The sequence below is a fragment of the Rhodococcus sp. SGAir0479 genome (genome assembly GCF_005484805.1).
Lineage (GTDB): Bacteria > Actinomycetota > Actinomycetes > Mycobacteriales > Mycobacteriaceae > Prescottella.
The window spans coordinates 1,898,387-1,916,819 of record NZ_CP039432.1; the positions used below are offsets into that span (position 1 = coordinate 1,898,387).

General features: G+C 71.5%; 25 protein-coding genes. 18 read left to right on the top strand and 7 right to left on the bottom strand.

From position 1 onward, the window contains the following. Positions 1-3: 3 nt before the first annotated feature. Together E7742_RS08835 and E7742_RS08840 are read left to right on the top strand one after the other, a co-directional pair. On the top strand, positions 4-1,608 hold the full coding sequence (locus E7742_RS08835; RefSeq protein WP_137798610.1) for a phytoene desaturase family protein: 1,605 nt from the start codon (positions 4-6) through the stop codon (positions 1,606-1,608). Positions 1,609-1,610: 2 nt separating this feature from the next. Continuing rightward, positions 1,611-2,678: an NAD-dependent epimerase/dehydratase family protein gene (locus E7742_RS08840; RefSeq protein WP_137798611.1), complete on the top strand. Its 1,068-nt coding sequence runs from the start codon at positions 1,611-1,613 to the stop codon at positions 2,676-2,678. A 17-nt stretch (positions 2,679-2,695) separates the two neighbouring features. Here the strand turns inward: E7742_RS08840 and E7742_RS08845 are convergent, their stop codons facing one another. Continuing rightward, a complete protein-coding gene (locus E7742_RS08845) occupies positions 2,696-3,172 on the bottom strand; it encodes a DUF4383 domain-containing protein (protein WP_137798612.1) in 477 nt (158 codons plus the stop codon). Between the two features lie 176 nt (positions 3,173-3,348). Between E7742_RS08845 and E7742_RS08850 the strand changes: the two genes are divergently transcribed. Together E7742_RS08850 and E7742_RS23170 are read left to right on the top strand one after the other, a co-directional pair. After that, the gene (locus E7742_RS08850) at positions 3,349-3,780 is read left to right on the top strand and encodes a hypothetical protein (protein ID WP_137798613.1); all 432 of its coding nucleotides are present in this window, start codon (positions 3,349-3,351) and stop codon (positions 3,778-3,780) included. Positions 3,781-3,810: 30 nt separating this feature from the next. Next, positions 3,811-3,981, top strand: coding sequence for a hypothetical protein (locus E7742_RS23170; protein ID WP_175420443.1), 171 nt, complete (start codon positions 3,811-3,813; stop codon positions 3,979-3,981). Between the two features lie 49 nt (positions 3,982-4,030). Here the strand turns inward: E7742_RS23170 and E7742_RS08855 are convergent, their stop codons facing one another. From E7742_RS08855 to E7742_RS08875, 5 genes are read right to left on the bottom strand one after another with little or no spacing between them, the layout of a single operon-like run. Continuing rightward, entirely contained in the window at positions 4,031-5,338 is a 1,308-nt protein-coding gene (locus E7742_RS08855; protein ID WP_137798614.1) for a UDP-glucose dehydrogenase family protein, read from the bottom strand. Between the two features lie 6 nt (positions 5,339-5,344). Further along, positions 5,345-6,271 carry a glycosyltransferase family 9 protein gene (locus tag E7742_RS08860; RefSeq protein WP_137798615.1) on the bottom strand — a complete coding sequence of 309 codons (927 nt, stop codon included), beginning with the start codon at positions 6,269-6,271 and terminating at the stop codon, positions 5,345-5,347. Further along, complete coding sequence (locus tag E7742_RS08865; protein ID WP_137798616.1) at positions 6,262-6,951, bottom strand: SDR family oxidoreductase; 690 nt, start codon at positions 6,949-6,951, stop codon at positions 6,262-6,264. The genes E7742_RS08860 and E7742_RS08865 overlap by 10 nt, the downstream gene beginning before the upstream one ends. Beyond that, positions 6,948-8,396: a PfkB family carbohydrate kinase gene (locus E7742_RS08870; protein ID WP_137798617.1), complete on the bottom strand. Its 1,449-nt coding sequence runs from the start codon at positions 8,394-8,396 to the stop codon at positions 6,948-6,950. Before E7742_RS08870 ends, E7742_RS08865 begins: the two co-directional genes overlap by 4 nt. Beyond that, the gene (locus tag E7742_RS08875) at positions 8,393-8,965 is read right to left on the bottom strand and encodes a D-sedoheptulose-7-phosphate isomerase (RefSeq protein WP_137798618.1); all 573 of its coding nucleotides are present in this window, start codon (positions 8,963-8,965) and stop codon (positions 8,393-8,395) included. The genes E7742_RS08870 and E7742_RS08875 overlap by 4 nt, the downstream gene beginning before the upstream one ends. 119 nt (positions 8,966-9,084) lie before the next feature. Between E7742_RS08875 and E7742_RS08880 the strand changes: the two genes are divergently transcribed. Further along, complete coding sequence (locus E7742_RS08880) at positions 9,085-9,693, top strand: flavodoxin family protein (protein ID WP_137798619.1); 609 nt, start codon at positions 9,085-9,087, stop codon at positions 9,691-9,693. A 42-nt stretch (positions 9,694-9,735) separates the two neighbouring features. Here E7742_RS08880 and E7742_RS08885 read toward each other — a convergent pair whose 3' ends face one another. Further along, positions 9,736-9,987, bottom strand: coding sequence for a DUF6480 family protein (locus E7742_RS08885; protein ID WP_137798620.1), 252 nt, complete (start codon positions 9,985-9,987; stop codon positions 9,736-9,738). A gap of 215 nt (positions 9,988-10,202) precedes the next feature. On the opposite strand from E7742_RS08885, the gene E7742_RS08890 reads away from it, so the two are divergent. From E7742_RS08890 to E7742_RS08950, 13 genes are all read left to right on the top strand, one after another. Beyond that, the gene (locus E7742_RS08890) at positions 10,203-10,961 is read left to right on the top strand and encodes a hypothetical protein (protein WP_254699207.1); all 759 of its coding nucleotides are present in this window, start codon (positions 10,203-10,205) and stop codon (positions 10,959-10,961) included. A gap of 5 nt (positions 10,962-10,966) precedes the next feature. After that, positions 10,967-12,073, top strand: coding sequence for an SRPBCC family protein (locus E7742_RS08895; protein WP_137798622.1), 1,107 nt, complete (start codon positions 10,967-10,969; stop codon positions 12,071-12,073). Positions 12,074-12,080: 7 nt separating this feature from the next. Then, complete coding sequence (gene gvpJ, locus E7742_RS08900; RefSeq protein WP_137798623.1) at positions 12,081-12,467, top strand: gas vesicle protein GvpJ; 387 nt, start codon at positions 12,081-12,083, stop codon at positions 12,465-12,467. After that, positions 12,464-13,246 carry a GvpL/GvpF family gas vesicle protein gene (locus E7742_RS08905; protein ID WP_137798624.1) on the top strand — a complete coding sequence of 261 codons (783 nt, stop codon included), beginning with the start codon at positions 12,464-12,466 and terminating at the stop codon, positions 13,244-13,246. Before gvpJ (E7742_RS08900) ends, E7742_RS08905 begins: the two co-directional genes overlap by 4 nt. 4 nt (positions 13,247-13,250) lie before the next feature. Beyond that, positions 13,251-13,505 (top strand): gas vesicle protein GvpG, encoded by a 255-nt coding sequence (locus E7742_RS08910; protein ID WP_137798625.1) that lies wholly within the window; start codon positions 13,251-13,253, stop codon positions 13,503-13,505. A gap of 3 nt (positions 13,506-13,508) precedes the next feature. Further along, on the top strand, positions 13,509-13,808 hold the full coding sequence (locus E7742_RS08915) for a gas vesicle protein GvpO (protein ID WP_137798626.1): 300 nt from the start codon (positions 13,509-13,511) through the stop codon (positions 13,806-13,808). Beyond that, a complete protein-coding gene (locus E7742_RS08920) occupies positions 13,805-14,224 on the top strand; it encodes a gas vesicle protein (RefSeq protein WP_137798627.1) in 420 nt (139 codons plus the stop codon). The genes E7742_RS08915 and E7742_RS08920 overlap by 4 nt, the downstream gene beginning before the upstream one ends. Beyond that, a complete protein-coding gene (locus E7742_RS08925; RefSeq protein ID WP_137798628.1) occupies positions 14,211-14,990 on the top strand; it encodes a GvpL/GvpF family gas vesicle protein in 780 nt (259 codons plus the stop codon). The genes E7742_RS08920 and E7742_RS08925 overlap by 14 nt, the downstream gene beginning before the upstream one ends. Next, positions 14,987-15,187 (top strand): gas vesicle protein GvpJ, encoded by a 201-nt coding sequence (gvpJ, locus tag E7742_RS08930; protein ID WP_137798629.1) that lies wholly within the window; start codon positions 14,987-14,989, stop codon positions 15,185-15,187. Before E7742_RS08925 ends, gvpJ (E7742_RS08930) begins: the two co-directional genes overlap by 4 nt. Positions 15,188-15,222: 35 nt before the next feature. Continuing rightward, a complete protein-coding gene (locus E7742_RS08935) occupies positions 15,223-15,522 on the top strand; it encodes a gas vesicle protein K (protein WP_137801111.1) in 300 nt (99 codons plus the stop codon). A 40-nt stretch (positions 15,523-15,562) separates the two neighbouring features. After that, positions 15,563-16,453: a glycosyltransferase family 2 protein gene (locus E7742_RS08940; protein ID WP_137798630.1), complete on the top strand. Its 891-nt coding sequence runs from the start codon at positions 15,563-15,565 to the stop codon at positions 16,451-16,453. Then, on the top strand, positions 16,450-17,343 hold the full coding sequence (locus E7742_RS08945) for a glycosyltransferase family 2 protein (RefSeq protein WP_137798631.1): 894 nt from the start codon (positions 16,450-16,452) through the stop codon (positions 17,341-17,343). Before E7742_RS08940 ends, E7742_RS08945 begins: the two co-directional genes overlap by 4 nt. 86 nt (positions 17,344-17,429) lie before the next feature. Beyond that, positions 17,430-18,431, top strand: a complete 1,002-nt coding sequence (locus E7742_RS08950; RefSeq protein ID WP_137798632.1) for a glycosyltransferase — start codon at positions 17,430-17,432, stop codon at positions 18,429-18,431. The last annotated feature ends 2 nt before the right edge of the window (positions 18,432-18,433 follow it).

Below are 18,433 nucleotides of genomic sequence, written 5' to 3' on the forward strand. Positions count from 1 at the left end.
ACGATGGCCGAACAAGTCGATGCGATCGTCATCGGAGCCGGCCCCAACGGCCTGGTGGGAGCGATCACTCTGGCCGATCGAGGGTGGGACGTCCTCGTTCTCGAGGCCGAGGAGACGCCGGGTGGGGCGGTCCGCTCCGGCGAGCTCCATCCCGGGTTCCGGTACGACCGGTTCAGCGCGTTCTATCCCCTGAGCGCGGTCTCCCCCGCGTTCGAGACGCTCGACCTGCAGGCGCACGGCCTGTCCTGGAGCAGGGCGCCCATCGCGGTCGCGCACCCGCTGAGCGCCGACGACGAGTACGCGCCCGCCGTGCATCCCGACCCCGCCGACACCGCCGCCGAGCTCGAGCAGTTCCGGCGCGGCGACGGGGACCGGTGGTTCGATCTCTACCGCACGTGGGAACGGATCCGCGCACCTCTGCTCGACACGCTCTTCGGCCCGTTCCCGCCGCTGCGCGGGCCGGCCAAGCTGCTGCGCGAACTCGGTTCCGCCGAGGCACTGCGCATCCTGCGATTCCTTCTGCTGCCCGCCAACCGGATGGGCCAGGAACTGTTCCGCGGCGAGGCCGCCAAGGTGTTGCTCCTCGGCAACGCACTGCACGCCGACGTTCCGCCGGACGCACCGGTCAGCGGCGCAATGGGGTTCCTCCTCGGCATGCTGGCCCAGGACGTGGGCTTCCCGGTCCCCGTCGGCGGGGCGGGCGCGCTCACCGACGCGCTGGTCCGCCGACTCGAATCGGCGGGCGGCCGGGTGGAATGCAACAGCCGCGTCGACGGCGTGACCGTGGAGTCCGGTGCGGCCACCGGGGTCCGCCTCGCCGACGGCAGGACGTTCCGGGCCCGGCGCGCCGTGCTGGCCGACGTGTCGGCGCCGGCACTCTACGAGAAGCTGCTGCCACAGGACGCCGTTCCCGCCAACGTTCGATCCGCGCTGGAGAACTTCGAGTGGGACACCCCCGTGGTCAAACTCAATTACGCGTTGCGGCAGAAGATCCCGTGGAAGGCCGACGCCGTGCGCCGAGCCGGCACGGTGCACGTGGGCGGCGACACCACCAAACTCGCGAAGTGGCACACCCAGTTGGCGGCCGGGGAGATCCCCGAGCACCCGTTCCTGCTGGTGGGTCAGATGACGACCGCCGACCCCAGCCGGTCGCCGGAGGGCACCGAGAGCGCGTGGGCGTACACCCACCTGCCGCGCGGCGTGGCCGACGACGCGAGCGCCGAGAAGCTGGCCGAACGCACCGACGAGCAGCTCGAGCGGTTCGCCCCGGGCTTCGCGTCCAACGTGATCGCGCGCACCGTGCAACGACCGTCGGACCTCGAACGCGACGACGCCAATCTGGTCGACGGCGCGGTCAACGGTGGGACCGCGCAGCTGCACCAGCAGCTGGTGTTCCGCCCGATCCCCGGCTCGTCACGGCCCGAGACACCCGTGAAGAACCTGTTCCTCGCCAGTGCGTCCGCGCACCCGGGTGGGGGCGTCCACGGGGTGTGCGGCTTCAACGCCGCGCGCGCCGCCCTCGCCGAGCACAGTGTGAGCGGACCGGTGCGCCGCCGACTCAACCGCGCGGTCGCCGACATCGTGTGGCGTTCGGCGAAGGCGACCTGAGGATGCGCGTCGCGGTCACCGGCGCCACCGGGAATCTGGGGACGGCCGTGCTGCGCCGGCTCCGGCAGGACGGCGAGCACGAGATCGTCGGCGTCGCCCGGCGGCGTCCGCCCGACGAGGAACCGTACGCCGGGACGGCATGGCACACGGTCGACGTCGCGGCTCCCGACGCTGCCGAGCGCCTCCGGGTGCCGTTCGCGGGCGCCGACGCGGTCGTCCATCTCGCGTGGGGGTTCCAGCCCACCCACCGTCGGCGCTATCTGGGGGCCACCGGAGTGCACGGCACCGGTGCCGCGCTGGCGGCCGCGGCGCACTGCGGCGTCCGTCATGTGATCCACGTGTCGTCGTCCGCGGTCTACTCCCCCGGCTCCTACGGGCGCCCGGTGGACGAGTCGTGGCCGACGACCGGGGTGCAGTCGTCGGTGTACAGCCAGGACAAGGTGGCCGCAGAGCGGACGATCGCCGCGCACGTCGCGTCCGGCGCCGGGCCCGCGGTCACGGTGCTGCGTCCCGGCCTGATCGGCCAGTACCAGGCGGGAAACCAGTTGCTGCACTACATCCTCCCGGACTGGGTTCCGGCCGGGGTGCTGCGCCTGGCACCGCTCGTCGTCATCGACAAGAAGCTGTGCATCCCCGCGGTGCACGCCGACGACGCGGCCGACGCGATCGTCCGCGCCCTGGGACACCCCCGCTCCCGGGTCTACAACCTCGCCTCCGACGTGCCGGCGACGGGCGCCGACGTCCTGGCGGGGCTCAGTGCCGTCGGCGTCGACGTGCCCGCGTCCGCGCTGCGGTTCGTCGCGGATGCGACGTGGCGGCTGCACGTGCAGCCGGTCGACGGCGGGTGGGTCGACCTGGCGTACGCGACGCCACTGGTCGATGCCGCACGCATCCGCGACGAGCTGGGCTGGACGGCACGCACGGACGGGCCCGCCGTCGTTCGTGAAGTGGTCGACGGGATGGTGCATCGCGCGGGAACGGGCAGCCCCGTGCTCGCGGACCGGTCGGTGCGCGAGCGGCTCGGATCCGCGGTTCGCCGCGGCAGTGTGGGAGTCCGCAAGCCGACGTGACCCGTCGGCGCCGCGTCTCAGTCGACGCGGTGCGACGCGGGCTCGGCGTTCCGGGTTTCGAGCGGCGGCAGGAAGCCGCCGACGAGGATCATCACCACCGCGAGTCCGAGGTGCAGCCAGTTGTCGGCGTCGTTGACGGGAAGGAAGTTGCCGGCGTCGTCGCGATTGATGCTCACGCCGTAGATCCACACCGCGAAGTAGACGACGCCGCCCCCTATCAGGTAGGTCCGGGCGAGCGACAGGCTGCGCGCCATCAGAAGGCCGGCCACTCCGAAGGCCAGGTGGACGACGTTGTGCAGAACCGACACCTCGAAGATGCCGAGCAGTTTCGCGTCGGAGTGGTGGCCGGCCCACGTCATCGTGTCGTAGTCGGTGGTGATTCCGGGGATGAAGCCCAGGACGCCGACGACCAGGAACACGATGCCGAGCACGAGCGCCACCCACTGCGTCGCCGAGCGTGCTCCTGCCGCCGCCGATCGGTTGTCTCCGGACATGGTCCACCTCGCTCCGAGTCGACTCGTTCCGGCACCGGGTACCCCCGATGGCCGCCGATAATCTCACCCGGTCGGCGCGGTCATGGTGTAGCCGTTCGGGCGACTGGGTACTCCGGAAGACACCGAACCGATCCGTCCGCCGGCCGGCGATGTCGGCGGACACCGAGGAGGCAGTCATGACCGGGGAACCGGGCGAACACCTGGAAGAGGAACCGCAGTCCGCGCGCGGGGCGCCGGGCTCGCGCGACACCGGCGCCGACGACCCCAGCGCCGGTGAGCACCGCAGAGAAGGCGCGTTCGACGAGGAGTCGATGATCTCGTCCGGCGAGCCGGGTTGGAAGCGGCCCGACGACGCCGGGAAGGGCGCCGCGCCGACGTCGGAGGAGTCGCCCGCACCGCCCTACGACGACAGACAGCAGGAGGCCCAGTCGGAGGAGCTCATGCGGGCCCGCGCAGGGAATCCCGACGGCGGCGGACAGGCGCAGCGAAGTGCCGTCGAACACGACAAGCCGTCGAGTTCCGACCCGGGTGTCGGTCCGGCGCATCACGAGGGCACCCGGCGCGGTGAGGACCAACCGCCGGAGACGACGCATCCGGACGAACAGTAGGTAGGACCGGCGGAGAAAGGCACACGCACAATGGAGATTCTCGTCATCGTCGCGCTGGTGGTCGTCGTCGCGGCGATCAACCTGCGCTGGTGGTACCGCAAGCGGCAGGGCAAGGCCCCGACAGCGGAACCGGGTACCGCGGAAGGCAAGACGCGTCAGATGAACGACGTGCACCGCGAGCGTCGGGAGAAGGAGGCCTGATCCGGTCCCGCGCAGAGTCCGAACGGGCGCGCCGCGCGGCCCGGCGCCGTCACGGACGACCGATGCCGCGGTAGGAGAAGCCCCCGGCCGTGACGACGGCCGGGTCGAGCACGTTTCGCGCGTCGACGACCAGGGGCCGGACCACCTCGCGCAGGGCCGCTGCCCAGTCGATCGTCCGGAACTCGGGCCATTCGGTGAGCACCACGATCACCGAGGCGCTCTTCGCGGCCAGCAGTGGTTCGTCGACCACCTGGAACGCGCCGTCGTGGTCGACGGCGGCGGCGCGCCGCGACCCGCAGGCCGGGTCGTAGGCCGTCACGGTGGCGCCGCGCGCGCACAGGTCCTGCACGACGGCCACCGCGGGCGAGTCGCGGGTGTCGTCGGTGCCCGCCTTGAACGTCAGCCCGAGGATCCCGATGCGGTGGCCGTGCAGTTCCCCCTCCGGATCGCCGGTGAGTGCCTCGGTGACGACGCGCACCAGACGCGCGCGGTGGTGGGCGTTGGCCTCGACGGCGGCCCGCACGGTGTCGAAGACCGCCCCAGCCCGGTCGGCGGTGTCGAGCAGTCCACGGGTGTCCTTGGGTAGGCACGAGCCACCCCATCCGGGGCCGGGGGCGAGAAAGTGCCGACCGATCCGCGGGTCCGCCGCCATCACCGCGGTCACATCCCGCACGTCGGCGCCGACGGCCTCGCAGAGGTCGGCCAGTTCGTTCGTGTAGGACGCCTTCACGGCGAGGAATCCGTTGCACGCATACTTCGCGAGTTCCGCACTGGCCCAATCTGTTCGGATGACCGGAGCGGAAATGTCGTGGTACATCTCGACGACGGCGGCGACGGCCTCGGCCCGGCGACCGCCCACCACGATGCGGTCGGGCCGCAGGAAGTCGTCCACGGATCGTCCCTCGCGGAGGAACTCCGGATTGCTCACCACGTCGACCGGGCCGTCGCCGGCCGAGCGTTGCAGGGCGGCGGCGGTGCCCGGCGGGACCGTCGACTTCACCACCAGCACGACCGGGCCGGTGACCACATGCGCGACGGCCTCCGCCACGGAGACGACGCTCCGCAGGTCCGGGGCACCGCCCCGCCCCGACGGGGTCGGCAGACAGAGCACGACGATGCCGCATCCGGCAACGGTGTCGAGTCGGGTGTCGAACAGCAGCCGGCCGGCGCGCAGTCCGGCGGACACCAGCTGGGCCAGCCGCGGTTCCTCGATGTCCACCGACCCCCGCCGCAACCGGGCCACCCGTGGCGCCGCGGTGTCCACGCAATGGACGACGTGTCCGAGGTGCGCGAGACACGCGGCGGTCGTCAACCCCACGTATCCGGCACCCACGACCCCGATCCGCCGCGCCGTCATCGCCCCTCACCCACCCAACTGCGCCGACGCCGCCGCGACCACGCGGCCCTCGCCGATCCGGTCGAGTCCGGGGTCCAGTCGGGTGGCGTGCGGGTCGCCCCGTCGCCCCGCCCACAGCACGGTGTGCAGCCGGGCGTCGATGCGCGGCCCCCACTGCGCCGGCGGCGTCGGTCCGAACAGCACCACCGAGGGCACCGCGAACGCGGTTGCGAGATGGGCGGTTCCGGTGTCGCCGCAGAGCACCAACCGGGCGTGGGCCACCACTGCGGCCAGCTCCGCCAGTCGGCACGGGACCGCCCGCCGGATCGGTACGCCCGGACCGACGGCACGGCAGACGGCGTCCACGAGCGCGCGCTCGCCCGGTCCGCCGGTGACCACGACGGCGCCGCCGTACCCGGCCACCAACTCGCGGATCACGGCCCCGAACCGCGCGGCCGGCCAGCGGCGGGCGGCGCTGCCCGCCCCGGGATGCACCACGATCGCGCCCTCGATGGGCGCGGTTCGGGGCGGGCGGATCCGTAGATCGGTCGGGTCGGCCACGACCCCGTGCCAGCCGAGCAGCCGGCACCAGCGATCCACCTCGTGCAGGCTCTCGTCCCACTCGGGTCCGTCGGCGCCGATGTCCGGATCACGGTGACACCAGAGCGCCCGCGGATCGGTGCGGCGCAACAGCTCGGTGCTCTGCGGTCCGCGGCCGTGCAGATTGACCGCCAGGTCGGGACGGTCGCAGTACGCCATCGCGCGCAGTCCCACGGTCGGCACGATGTCGTCGACGCCGCCGATCAGGCGGACGAGGTCCCGCAGGCCGATCGCGGTCGCCAGCCGCAGCCGTGCCCGCGGGCACTCGCGCCGGAGCGCCCGCACCGCCGGCACCGCGGTGAGCAGGTCCCCGAGTCCCAGCGCCCGCAGGACCAGCACGTCCTTCACGGCCACGACGACTCTTCGGACGCGCACACGACCATCTCGCGGATCTCGCACCCCACGGGCTGGCTCAGCGCGTGGACCACGGCGGCCGCCACGTCCTCCGGCCGATTCAGGTGGGCGTCGGGCGGCGGACGGTACTGCTCGGAGCGACCGTCGAAGAACGCGGTGTCCATCCCGCCCGGCACGAGGAGGGTGACGCCGAACCGGCCGGCCGTCTCGACCGCCAGCGCGCGTGTGAACCCGACGACGCCGAACTTGGCGGCGCAGTACGCGGTCGCGTCGCTCACCGCCTTCAAGCCCAACGTCGACGCGCACGTCACGATGCGCCCGGCGGGACTGGCCAGGTACGGCAGCGCGGCACGGACGACGGCCGCGGTCCCGATCAGGTCGACGGCGATCACCCGCTCCCAGTCGGACGCCGGCACCTGCTCCAGGCGGCCGCAGCAGTCGATGCCCGCGGCGGTGAAGACACCGTCGAGCCGGCCTTCCACACCGGCCGCGAGGTCGGCGGTCGCGGCAGCCACCGCCTCGCTGTCGGCGATGTCCACCACCCGGTACGGATGCTCCGAGTCGGGCACCGCCAGATCGAGCACCAGCGGCGTCCCGCCGGCCTTGGCCACGGCGGTCGCGGTGGCGGCGCCGAGGCCGGACGCACCGCCGGAAATGAGCACGTTGCCGATGTCGGTCACGGATTCCTCCCTTCGGACCCGAGACCGGTGCGGTCCCGGAATGCTTCCCGCTGCGATGCGATCGCGGCGACGACCTTGGTGGTCGAGTAGTCACCGAGCACCGGGACCACTCGCACGTCTCCCCCGTACCGGCGGACCACGTCGGCCTCCGGGAGGTCCGCCGACCGGTAGTCGCCGCCCTTGACCCATACGTCCGGCCGCAGCCGCGCGAGCAACCGCGCCGGTGTGTCGTCGTCGAAGACCGCGACGGCGTCGACGGCGTCGAGCTCGCGGAGCATCGCGGCGCGCGCATCCTGCCCGAGCACGGGGCGGCCGTCGCCCTTGAGCCGGCGGACGGAGGCGTCCGAGTTGAGGCACACGATCAGCGCGTCCCCGAACGCGGCCGCCTGGTGGAGGAGCCGGAGGTGACCCGGGTGCACGATGTCGAAGCAGCCTCCGGTCGCGATCAGCCGACCGCCCCGGGCCCGTACCGCGTCGGCCACCGCGCACGCGTCGGCGCAGTTGCGTTGCGGGCGGTGCAGCCGGCGCGAGGTTCCCACCCGGTCGGCGGTGGCCATGGCTCCCGCCCCGCCGGCGGACACGAACCGCGACGCGTGGTCTACCGCCATCGCGACGGCCGCCGGCATCGACGCGCCCGTGGCCAACGCGGCCGCGGCCGCGGCCGCGAACCGGTCGCCCGCACCGCAGGTGTCCGGACGACCGACCCGCAACGTCACGGGCACGTCCGGCACCGGCACGGCGCGCGGCCGCCGCCCCCGTTCGATCACGATCGCGCCCCCCGCGCCCTGCGTGACGGCCACCGCCGCCGTTCCCCACTTCTCGATCAGGCGGCGGGCGGCCTCGGCGGGCGCGAGCACCTCGGAGCCGGCGCCCAGCGCGCCGTATGCCTCGCGCAGGTTCGGGGTGACCAGCGCGCACTCGGCCGGCGGCACCTCGCCCCGCGGATGGGGATCCCAGACCACCGGCACATCCGCGGCCCGCGACCGCAGCAGGGACCGGAGGCCGCGGTGGCGGGTGGTGCCGCGCCCGTAGTCGGCGACGACTACCGCGTCGGCGCGTGCCAGAGCCTCCGCGGCCGCGGGTGGGACGGCCACGTCAGCGGTGACCCCGTCCCCCGAGTCGATCCGCAGAAGGTGCTGGACGTCGGTACGGACGCGCGTCTTGGTCACCGTCGTTCCCGTCAGCGGGAGCGGCGCGACGGTGCAGTGCGCGGAGACGAGGTCGACGAGTCGTCGGCCGTCGGCGTCCGCGCCCACCGCGGTCACCAGCACCACGTCGTCGACGTCGCGGGCGGCCAGCACCGCCGCCAGCGCGGCGCCACCCGGACGGACCCGAATGTCGTCGGCGTCGAGAACGGGTACCGGGGCCTCGGGCGACACGCGGTCGACGTGGCCTTCGAGATCCACGTCGAGGACGGAATCGCCGAGCACCACGACGCGGGTCACGGGGCGCTCCCCAGGGCCGCGTCGATCTCGGCGCACAGCGCGTGCACCAGTACCAGGTGTATCTCCTGGACGGTCGACACGCTCGGCGCGTCGACCGGTATCGACTCGTCGACCAGTGACGCCAGCGGATTGGGTTCGCGGCCCGTCATCGACCACGTCGTGACACCGAGTTCGTGGGCCGCCTTCGCCGCGGTCAGCACGTTGGGGCTTCGGCCGCTGGTGGACAGGCACAGCAACACGTCGCCGGTCCTGGCGTGCGCACGCACCTGCCGCGCGAACATCTCGTCCAAGCCGTAGTCGTTGGCGATCGCCGTGGCGGACGACGTCTCGGCGTGCAACGCGATCGCCGACAGCGGTCTGCGCTCCCCTTCGAAACGACCGACGAGCTCCCCCGTCAGGTGCTGCGCTTCGGCCGCACTGCCGCCGTTTCCACATGTCAACAACCTGCCACCGTCGGACAGGACGGCGGCGAGGTGCCGGCCCCACCGCGCGAGGCGGGGGGTCGACGTCACCACCCCGTCCAGGGCCGCGTGCAGGCGCGCTGCGTGATCGTCGAGATGCTCCGACATGGATGCCTCCGGTTCCGCGTGGGCGTCCACCGGCTACCCGGGCACGGAGGCGTCAAACACCGACCTTGCGGATTCCCGCCGGAGGGCGTGAGATCCCGGAATCCGGGGTACCCGTGGTCATGACTGCACCGACTGCACTGGTCCTCGTCTGCACCCTCAAACCCTCACCGGCACCGTCGAGCAGCGATCTGATCGCCCGGCAGGTCCTGGCCGAACTCGACAAGCACGGCGTGTCCGGACGCGCCATCCGGGTGGTCGACCACGACATCGCCCCCGGCGTCCAGCAGGACATGGGAGACGGCGACGAGTGGCCGACGCTACGGCGGGCGGTTCTCGACGCCGACATCCTGGTGATCTCGACGCCCACCTGGCTCGGGCAGATGTCCAGTGTCGCCAAGCGCGTCCTCGAGCGGCTCGACGCCGAACTGTCCGAGACGGACGAGGACGGCCGCCCCATTCTGTTCGACAAGGTCGCGACGGCCGCCGTCGTCGGGAACGAGGACGGCGCGCACGCAATAGTGGCGAACCTGTTCCAGGCGCTGAACGACCTGGGCTTCTCCGTGCCCGCGCAGGGCTGCACGTACTGGAACGGCGAGGCGATGACGCCCGGGGACTACAACGACCTCGACCAGATCCCGGACGCCGTCGCCGCCACCAACGCGACCATGGCCGCCAACGCCGCGCATCTCGCTCGCGTCCTCGGGGAACAGCGTTACCCGGCTTCATGACGGCGGCACCGCCGCCCGCGTCGTGACGGCGGCACCGCCGCGCTACCACACGCCGGTCGCCATCAGGATGAGTCCGACGATCACCACCACGAAGACCAGCGCGATCAGGCCTACGACGACCATCGTCGCGACGCCGGTCGCCGGGAAGGCTCGGCGGGTGTCGGGTTCGTGCTCGGACACGCCGGACGTATTTCCCGACGCGGGGGGCGTGGAACCGGCGGGAACTCCGCCGCCCGGCTCGAGGTCCGGGGTCTCACGCGGTTCGGGGTCGGGTCCGTGGGCTGGGTCGGTCATCGTGTCCTCCTCGTGATTCCTCGTCCCAGTACCCGATTCGGTCGCTGGTCATGCGTCCGGGCCGCGATCGTCCACACCCGTCGGCGTCAATCTGCCGTTTCGTGTTTGCCACCCCACGATCGCGGTTAACCGTCGCGTGGAGCGGTGTCGATCCGGGCCGTCGGGGTACCGGGGACGCGTCTCCCATGTACGGAGGAACGGTCATGAAAGGTGGCATGCGAGTCGCCGGAGCCGTCGCCCTCGGCTACTTCCTGGGTCGAACGCACAAGATGAAGGCCGCGCTGATGCTTGCGGGCGCGGGCGCGACCGGCCGGCTGCCGGGCAGCTCGGGTGACCTGCTGCGCGAGGGCGTCAAACGACTCGGTGGCTCCGCGGAGGTCGGAAAGCTGACCGAGAGCGTGCGAGGTGAACTGGTCGACGCCGCCAAGCGCGCCGCGGTCGCCGCCGCGAGCAACCGGATCGACGCGCTCACGGGTCGATTGGAAGGGACCCGAGAGGGTGTCGGTGAAGGAGTCGAGGAAGGCGCCGGCGCGGTCGGCGAGACCGTCGGTAAGGCCGGCGAAACAGTCGGGAAGGTCGGCAAGGGCGTAGGAAAGGCCGGAAAGGCCGTCGGTAAGGGCGTCGCCGGCTCCCGGAGAGGCGGAGGCGGAGGCGACGAGGAGCCGCCGGAGGAGGAATCGCAGGCGCAGGACGAGAGCAACGAGGACCAGGGCGACGAGGACCAGGGCGACGAGAACGAAGCGCGAGACGAGTCCTCCGGCGACGAAGGGGACGAACAGCAGGAGGAGGAAAAGAAGCCGTCGGAAGAGCGGTCGGCCCGAGGCGAATCGCGCCGGCGCGCCGGCTCCGGGAGCACGCGTAGCTCCACCACCCGCCGCACACCGCGCACCCGCCGGGAATCCGAATCCGAGACGCGCACACGGTCTCGGTCCACGGCAGCGGGTGATGCGCCCGTTCGACGCACCGGAAGGTGAGAGCGATGACGACGACCAAGGAGGACGGCCCGCCCGCGAGCGGTCCGGACCAACTCAAGACGTCTCTGCAGCACCTCGTCGGTGCCGTGACCCAGAAGGGCGTCAAGTCGCTGACCGACACCGTGACGTCCACTGTCGGTCATCTCGACGAGTTCACCGCCAACGGCGGCAGCGGCGGTTTCGGCACGGCCATCTCCGGTCTGGCCCAGGGCGATTCGCCCGCAAAGGTGGCGGTCAAGGCCGGCATGTCCGGGCTGACGAACAAGATCAAGGAGAAGGGCAGCGATCTCAAGAACGCCATCACGGGAGGCAAGGGGAAGGGAAAGGGCAAGAAGGACAAGATCACCAACATCGTCGAGCAGGTCGACATCGGCGCACCGATCACCCTGGTCTACGACCAGTGGACGCAGTTCGCCGACTTCCCTCGCTTCATGAAGAAGCTCGAACAGGTGGAGCAGATCGAGGACGAGAAGCTGCGCTGGAAGGCCCAGGTCTTCTGGTCGCACCGCTCGTGGGAGTCGACGATTCTCGAACAGGTCCCCGACGAACACATCGTGTGGCGCTCCAAGGGCGACAAGGGATATCTCGACGGTGCAGTGTCGTTCCACGAGCTCGCGCCGAACCTGACGAGGGTGCTCGTCTCCATCGAGTACCACCCTCAGGGGTTCTTCGAGAAGACCGGCAACATCTGGCGCGCCCAGGGACGGCGGATCCGGCTCGAACTCAAGCAATTCCGGCGCCACGTCATGACGCAGACGCTGCTGCATCCGGACGACGTCGAGGGCTGGCTCGGTGAGATTCACGACAGCAAGGTCACCCCGCCGGAAGAGCGCGAGGAGGACGAAGCCGACGAGCAGGAGGGCGACGAGCAGGAACAGCCCGAGGACGGCGAAGGCACCGAGGACACCGAGGACGGCGAAGGCACGGACGACACCGAGGACACGGAAGAGACCGAGGAGAACGGCGACGCCGGAGACGACGAGAGCAACGAACTGAACGACGAGGACGGCGACGAACCGGACGACGACGAAGACGAGGACGGCACCGAACCGGACGACGAGGCCGAGGACCGGGCACCCGCCAGGAGCCGGAAGGCCGCCGGGAAGAAGTGATGAGCGAATGACCATGGTGCAAGGCGGTGGCGGAGCGGGCGGGCCCAGCTCCCGGAGTATCGCCGATGTCATCGACACGATTCTCGACAAGGGCCTCGTGATCGACGCCTACGTCCGATTGTCCCTGGTAGGAATCGAGCTGGTCACGATCGATGCCCGCGTCGTGGTCGCCAGCGTCGACACCTACCTGCGCTTCGCTTCGGCGGTCAACCGCCTGGAGATCTCCGAGACCCAACCGAAGGGCCTCCCGGACATGGTGCAGGACATGACGTCGGGCGTGGCCGAGGGAAAGACGAAGGGAGCCATCGAGGCCGCCGGCGAGAAGGTGCTCGACTTCCTCGGCGGTACCCAGGACGAACGCGAGCGGCAGGGTCGGGGAGGCAAGGACCGATGACGGAGACAGAATCCACCCCCGAGGCGCAGAAACCGGTGGTGTACGTCTACGGGATGGTGCCCGCGGACGTGGAGGTGAATCCGGGTGCGACCGGCATCGGATCGCCGCCCCGGCCGCTGGACGTCGTGACCTACGAGGACGTGGCGGCTCTCGTCAGCGAAATCGACGCGGATGCCCCACTGGGAACCCCGGCGGATCTTCGCGCGCACGCGACGGTCCTCGATTCGACGGCCGCGGTGGCGCCGGTGCTGCCGCTGCGGTTCGGGGCCGTACTGACCGACACCGAGGCGGTGGTGGCCGAGTTGCTCGAACCGTACCGGGACGAGTTCCGATCCGCGCTCGACCAACTGGAAGGCTCGGTCGAATACATGGTCAAGGGTAGATACGTCGAGGACGCGATTCTGCGGGAGATCCTGGCCGACGATCCGGAGGCTCAGCGGCTGCGGGAGGCCATCCGCGACAAGCCGGAGGACGCCGCACGCGAGGAGCGCCTGGCTCTCGGCGAACTGATCAGTAACAGCGTGGTCGCCAGACGGGAGCGGGACACCGCTCGCATGGCAGAGGCGGTGGACGACATCGCGACGGCCGTGAACGTTCGGGAGCCCACCCACGAGGAGGACGCCGGGTCGGTGGCGGTGCTCCTGCCGGCGGACCGGGTGGACGACCTCGACCGCGCCCTCGAGCCCCTGATCGAGGAGTGGGAAGGGCGCGTCGAGGTCACCGTCAGCGGCCCCCTCGCCGCCTACGACTTCGTCAAGACGCGGACCCCGGGGAGCTGACGACATGGGTATCTTCTCGGCGATCCTCGGGCTGCCCCTCGCACCGGTCCGAGGTGTCCTGTGGATCGGGGAGATCGTTCGCGATCAGGTCGAGCAGGAGATGTCGAGCCCGGCTGCGATGCGCCGCGATCTCGAGGCGGTCGAGGAGGCGCTGCGCTCGGGGCAGCTTTCGGAGGAGGACGCCGCGCGCGAGGAGGACGCCATCATTCGGCGGGTGGTCGGCGGCGGAGGGACCGGCTCCACCGGTGGAGAGGAGTGACAGATGACAGGCCCGGGTGACACGGGAGGACCCGTCGACGTCACCGCGCCCGAGGCCGCGACCGTGGCCGCCCGCCGGATCGCCGAACTCACCGGCCGGACCCCGATCGGGGCGGTCTCGGTCGCACCGAGCGACGAGGGCTGGTCCGTCGAGGTCGAAGTGGTCGAGGACCGGCGTATCCCCTCCTCGTCCGACATCCTCGCGATTTACGTGGTCGCGCTCGACCTCGACGGAGAGTTGTTGTCCTACCGAAGGATTCGACAGTACATGCGCGGCCGGGACGCGGGAGGTGCCGAACGATGACGGTCTCGGGAAGCGGAGGCAACTACCCCCAGCAGTACGGCCAGGGGCTCGGGAGTGGTGGACACGAGCCGACGAATCTGGGGGACATCCTCGAGCGGGTGCTCGACAAGGGCATCGTCATCGCCGGTGACATCCGGGTCAATCTGCTCGACATCGAGCTCCTCACGATCAAACTCCGCCTGATCGTGGCGTCCCTCGAGACGGCCCGCGAGGTCGGCATCGACTGGTGGGAACACGATCCGTGGCTGTCCGGAAGCAACAGCGATCTGGAACTGGAGAACAAGCGCCTCCGCTCCCGCATCGAGGCGCTCGAGGCGAATGCGGGAACGGCGGGCGACATCACGACGGGATCGTCGGCGACGAGGGAGCCGGCCCCGCGGGCCGTCGACGAGGAGCGCGGCGATGACGCCCGATGACGGAGTATGGGTGTACGCCGTGACTGCCGGCAGCCCGTTTCCCGGCGGCATCTCGGGCATCCGCGGCGTCGCCGGCGAGGAGCTGCGCACCGTGGACGCCGACGGGTTCACCGCGGTCGTCGGCTCCGTACGACTGGATGCGTTCGGTGAGGACGCGCTGCGGCGCAACCTCGAGGACCTCGACTGGCTCGCCGAGACGGCCCGACGGCACGATGCGGTCGTGGCCGCGATCTGCGCGGGCGGCGCCACCGTCCCCCTGCGGCTGGCGACGGTGTACTACGACGACGACCGCGTGCGAACAATGTTGCGGGACAATGCCGAGCAGCTGTCCGAGGCCCTCGAGCAGATCACCGACCGCTCCGAGTGGGGCCTGCGGTGCTACCTCGAGCTCCCCCGCACCGAGCAGCCGCCGTCCCGTCCGGAGGGCGGCAGACCGTCGGGTACGGCATATCTCATGCAGCGGCGCGCGAAGGCGGCTGCCCGCGAGCGGGCGGAGACGGTCGCCGCCCGCCGCGCCGACGAAATATTCGCCGAGCTCAGCCGGCTGGCGGTCGCCGGCGTGCGGCAACCGCCCTCGCCGCCCGACCTCGCCACCCGGCGTTCCCCGGAGATTCTCAACGCGTCGTTCCTGGTCGACAACGTACGCACTCACGAATTCGTCTCCGCCGTCGAAGGTGTCGACGCCCGCCTGGACGATGTGGAGACCGTGCTCACCGGTCCGTGGCCGCCGTACTCGTTCACCTCGGTCGAGGCAGGTGCTCGATGAGCAGCGCGTATCCCGAGCGCCGACTCGCCCTCGTCGATCTTCTCGACCGGGTCCTGGGGGGCGGCGTGGTGGTCGCCGGCGAGATCACGCTCTCGATCGCCGACGTCGACATGGTCCACATCTCGCTCCGCACGCTCGTGTCCTCGGTCAGCGGACTCGTACCGGGCCCCGGCGAAACGCCGGAGAGCCCGCGGTGAGCGATCCCGGGGGCGGCCGCCACCCATCCGACGATCTGTCGGCCGACCGTCCCCCGTCGGTGCGCCAGCGGATCGACTCCGACCCGGAGTCGGTGGAGCGTGGCCTGGTGGCCCTGGTGCTCACGCTCGTCGAACTGCTCCGCCAGTTGATGGAGCGGCAGGCGCTGCGGCGGGTGGACGTGGGGGACCTCTCCGAGGACCAGATCGAACGGATCGGGACCACACTGATGCTGCTCGAGGAGAAGATGGAGGAACTGCGCGAGCATTTCGGGCTCGAACCCGAGGATCTCAACATCGACCTGGGGCCGCTCGGTCCGCTCCTGGCCGAGGAGTGACACCCGCCCCGAGGGAACCCCGCACCGCAGGGAGGCTGCCATGGCCCGCACCACCGTCGTCATCGCCACCCGGGACCGTCCGGTGGAGCTCGCCCGCACACTTTGCCGGTTGCGTACCGATCTGCCGGGAACACCGGTCGTGGTGGTGGACAACGCCTCGGCCGACCCGTTGGAGCCTTGGATCGCTGGGCAGTACCCCGACGTCGAGGCGATTCGGCTGGAGTCCAACCGCGGCGCCGCGGGCCGCACGGTCGGCGTGCGGCGCGCGCGGACCGAGTTCGTCGCCTTCTGCGACGACGATTCGACGTGGGATCCGGGCGCCGCCGCCGTCGCGGAACGAACGTTCGACGCTTATCCGACGTTGGGCCTGCTCGCCGCGCGCACACTCGTCGGCGAGGACCAGCGGCCCGACGCCATCACACCCGCGCTCGCCACCAGTCCCCTCCCGAGCATGCGTCCCCTGCCCGGACCGCGGGTCCTCGGCTTCCTCGCGTGTTCGGCGATCGTGCGCCGCCACGCGTACCTCGGTGCGGGTGGGTTCGATCCCCTCCTGCACTTCGCCGGGGAGGAGCGGCTGCTGGCGCTCGACCTGGCCGCGCGGGGATGGGATCTGTGTTACCTCCCCGAGTTGATCGCGCGGCACCATCCCTCGGACATTCGTCCACCGTCGGCGTGGCGTCGGCGCCGCGAGATGCGCAACGATGCGCTCACCGAGTGGATGCGCCGGCCCGTGGGCGTCGCCCTGGGGTCCACGGCGCGCCTGGTCGGCCGTGGACTCACCGACGCGAGCGCACGCGGCGCGGCGAGCGACGTACTGCGACTCCTGCCGTCCGCGCTGAGCCGCCGTCGCCCGCTGCCCGCGCCCGTCGAGCGGGACGTCCGTCTTCTCGAGAAGCATCCGCCCGGCACCCCGGCGGAGGTGTCGCCGTGACGGACCGGACCACCGTCGTCGTCATCACCCACAACCGCCGCGACGAGCTCGAACGCACCCTGCACGCGATGACAGCTCTCCCCGACGCCGCCCCGATCATCCTCGCCGACAACGGATCCGGCGACGGCAGCGCGGACATGGTCGAAGCCGAGTTCCCCGAGGTCACCGTCCTCCGGTTGCCCCGCAATCTCGGTGCGACGGCCCGGAACCTCGCGGTGGAGCGTGTGACCACGCCGTACGTCGCGTTCTGCGACGACGACACGGTGTGGCAACCCGGCGCGCTCACCACTGCCGCGGATGTCCTGGACCGGTACCCGGGGCTCGCCACGGTGACCGGCCGGTGCCTCGTCGCGCCGTCACTCGCGGAGGATCCCCTCACTCCCGAACTGCGGTACTCCCCCGTCGTCGGTCCGGACTGGATGCCGGGACCGACGCTGCTGGGCATCATGGCCGGGTTGACGATGATCCGGTGCCGGGCGTTCCGCGAGGTGGGTGGCTTCGAGCCGCGGATGTGGCTCGGGGGCGAGGAGGAACTGCTCGCGCTGGACCTGGCCGCCGCGGGCTGGTGGATGTGCTGGCGCGAGGACGTGGTGATCCATCACCGGCCGTCGCAGGTGCGCGACGCGCGGCGACGCCGCCAACTCGGCATTCGCAACACGCTCTGGACGCTGTGGTTGCGCCGGCCGGTCCGCTCCGCGTTGCGCCGATCCGTCCAGATCCTCAGGTCCGCGCCGGCGGATCGATACACCGTGCTGGCGGTCGCGGAGGCCGCTCGGTCCGCGCCCTGGGTCGTCCGCAACCGTGCGGTCGTCCCGGCGGCCGTGGAGGCGGGCCTCCTCGCGCTCGAGGACTCCCAGGTCCGTTCCACCGCCCGCCGGTACGTGGGCTGAGCAGGACGCCCGGGGTGGGCGCGCGTCCCGCGCACGATTACCTATCCATAGAGTTTGAACCCCGCGGAATCGGTAACCCTCTCTGCATGAGTGCTCGCGGCGACGCCCGGAACATCCTGGTCTGGCACGTGCACGGCTCGTGGCTCGACGCCTTCGTCCGCGGCGGCCATCGGTATCTGGTGCCCACCCTTCCGGGGCACGGGCCGTGGGGACGCGGCCGGATGGGACGCGACTGGCCGGCCGAGGTCGTGGAGGTAGGACCGCGCGAACTCGAAGACGCCGACGTGGACGTCGTCGTCGCCCAGAACCCGGGCGAGATCCCGCTCGCGACGCGGTGGCTCGGCCGCACCCCCGGCCGGGACGTGCCCCTCGTGTACGTCGAGCACAACACACCCGGCGGGCACGCCCCGACGTCCCGCCACCCGATGGCGGACCGCGACGACCTCACACTCGTCCACGTCACCCACTTCAACCGGGTCATGTGGGACACCGGCCGCACGCGGACCCGCGTCGTCGCGCACGGGGTCGTCGATCCCGGCGCCCGCTACCGCGGACGCCTCCCCCGCAGCGCCACGATGATCAACGACCCGGTCCGCCGTTGGCGCGCGGTGGGGACCGACCTGTTGCCGCTGCTGGCGTCCGCCGCGCCGATCGACGTCTTCGGCATGCGCACCGGTGAGCTCGCCCACCGGACCGACATCCCGCCGCTGGTCACCCCGTGTGGAGACCTCCCCCGCGACCGCCTGCACGACGCCGTCGCCGAGCGAAGGCTGTACCTGCACACCGCCCGGTGGACGTCGCTGGGGCTCTCGCTGGTCGAGGCGATGCTGCTGGCGATGCCGATCGTCGCCCTCGCCAGTACGGAGGTGGCGGTCTCGGTTCCCCCCGAGGCCGGGGCGGTCGCGACGGACCCCGCACGCATGGTCGCCGCCGCCCGCGACTACATGGACGATCCGGAGGCCGCGGCCGAGGCGGGCCGGCGTGCGCGCACGTACGCGCTCGCGCACTTCGCACTCGACCGATTTCTCCGCGACTGGGACGACGTCCTCGACGAGACCGCACGCCAACCGCTGTTGTCCAGGAGGTAGCG

Bases quoted from the DNA above. Each gene is read 5' to 3' on its own strand.
- E7742_RS08905 (WP_137798624.1), top strand. From the start codon at position 12,464: ATGACGGAGACAGAATCCACCCCCGAGGCGCAGAAACCGGTGGTGTAC.
- E7742_RS08885 (WP_137798620.1), bottom strand. From the start codon at position 9,987: ATGACCGACCCAGCCCACGGACCCGACCCCGAACCGCGTGAGACCCCG.
- E7742_RS08840 (WP_137798611.1), top strand. From the start codon at position 1,611: ATGCGCGTCGCGGTCACCGGCGCCACCGGGAATCTGGGGACGGCCGTG.
- E7742_RS08910 (WP_137798625.1), top strand. From the start codon at position 13,251: ATGGGTATCTTCTCGGCGATCCTCGGGCTGCCCCTCGCACCGGTCCGA.
- E7742_RS08925 (WP_137798628.1), top strand. From the start codon at position 14,211: ATGACGCCCGATGACGGAGTATGGGTGTACGCCGTGACTGCCGGCAGC.
- E7742_RS23170 (WP_175420443.1), top strand. From the start codon at position 3,811: ATGGAGATTCTCGTCATCGTCGCGCTGGTGGTCGTCGTCGCGGCGATC.
- E7742_RS08880 (WP_137798619.1), top strand. From the start codon at position 9,085: ATGACTGCACCGACTGCACTGGTCCTCGTCTGCACCCTCAAACCCTCA.
- E7742_RS08855 (WP_137798614.1), bottom strand. From the start codon at position 5,338: ATGACGGCGCGGCGGATCGGGGTCGTGGGTGCCGGATACGTGGGGTTG.
- gvpJ (WP_137798623.1), top strand. From the start codon at position 12,081: ATGACCATGGTGCAAGGCGGTGGCGGAGCGGGCGGGCCCAGCTCCCGG.
- E7742_RS08845 (WP_137798612.1), bottom strand. From the start codon at position 3,172: ATGTCCGGAGACAACCGATCGGCGGCGGCAGGAGCACGCTCGGCGACG.
- E7742_RS08920 (WP_137798627.1), top strand. From the start codon at position 13,805: ATGACGGTCTCGGGAAGCGGAGGCAACTACCCCCAGCAGTACGGCCAG.
- E7742_RS08835 (WP_137798610.1), top strand. From the start codon at position 4: ATGGCCGAACAAGTCGATGCGATCGTCATCGGAGCCGGCCCCAACGGC.
- E7742_RS08940 (WP_137798630.1), top strand. From the start codon at position 15,563: ATGGCCCGCACCACCGTCGTCATCGCCACCCGGGACCGTCCGGTGGAG.
- gvpJ (WP_137798629.1), top strand. From the start codon at position 14,987: ATGAGCAGCGCGTATCCCGAGCGCCGACTCGCCCTCGTCGATCTTCTC.
- E7742_RS08875 (WP_137798618.1), bottom strand. From the start codon at position 8,965: ATGTCGGAGCATCTCGACGATCACGCAGCGCGCCTGCACGCGGCCCTG.
- E7742_RS08850 (WP_137798613.1), top strand. From the start codon at position 3,349: ATGACCGGGGAACCGGGCGAACACCTGGAAGAGGAACCGCAGTCCGCG.
- E7742_RS08915 (WP_137798626.1), top strand. From the start codon at position 13,509: ATGACAGGCCCGGGTGACACGGGAGGACCCGTCGACGTCACCGCGCCC.
- E7742_RS08950 (WP_137798632.1), top strand. From the start codon at position 17,430: ATGAGTGCTCGCGGCGACGCCCGGAACATCCTGGTCTGGCACGTGCAC.
- E7742_RS08890 (WP_254699207.1), top strand. From the start codon at position 10,203: ATGCGAGTCGCCGGAGCCGTCGCCCTCGGCTACTTCCTGGGTCGAACG.
- E7742_RS08895 (WP_137798622.1), top strand. From the start codon at position 10,967: ATGACGACGACCAAGGAGGACGGCCCGCCCGCGAGCGGTCCGGACCAA.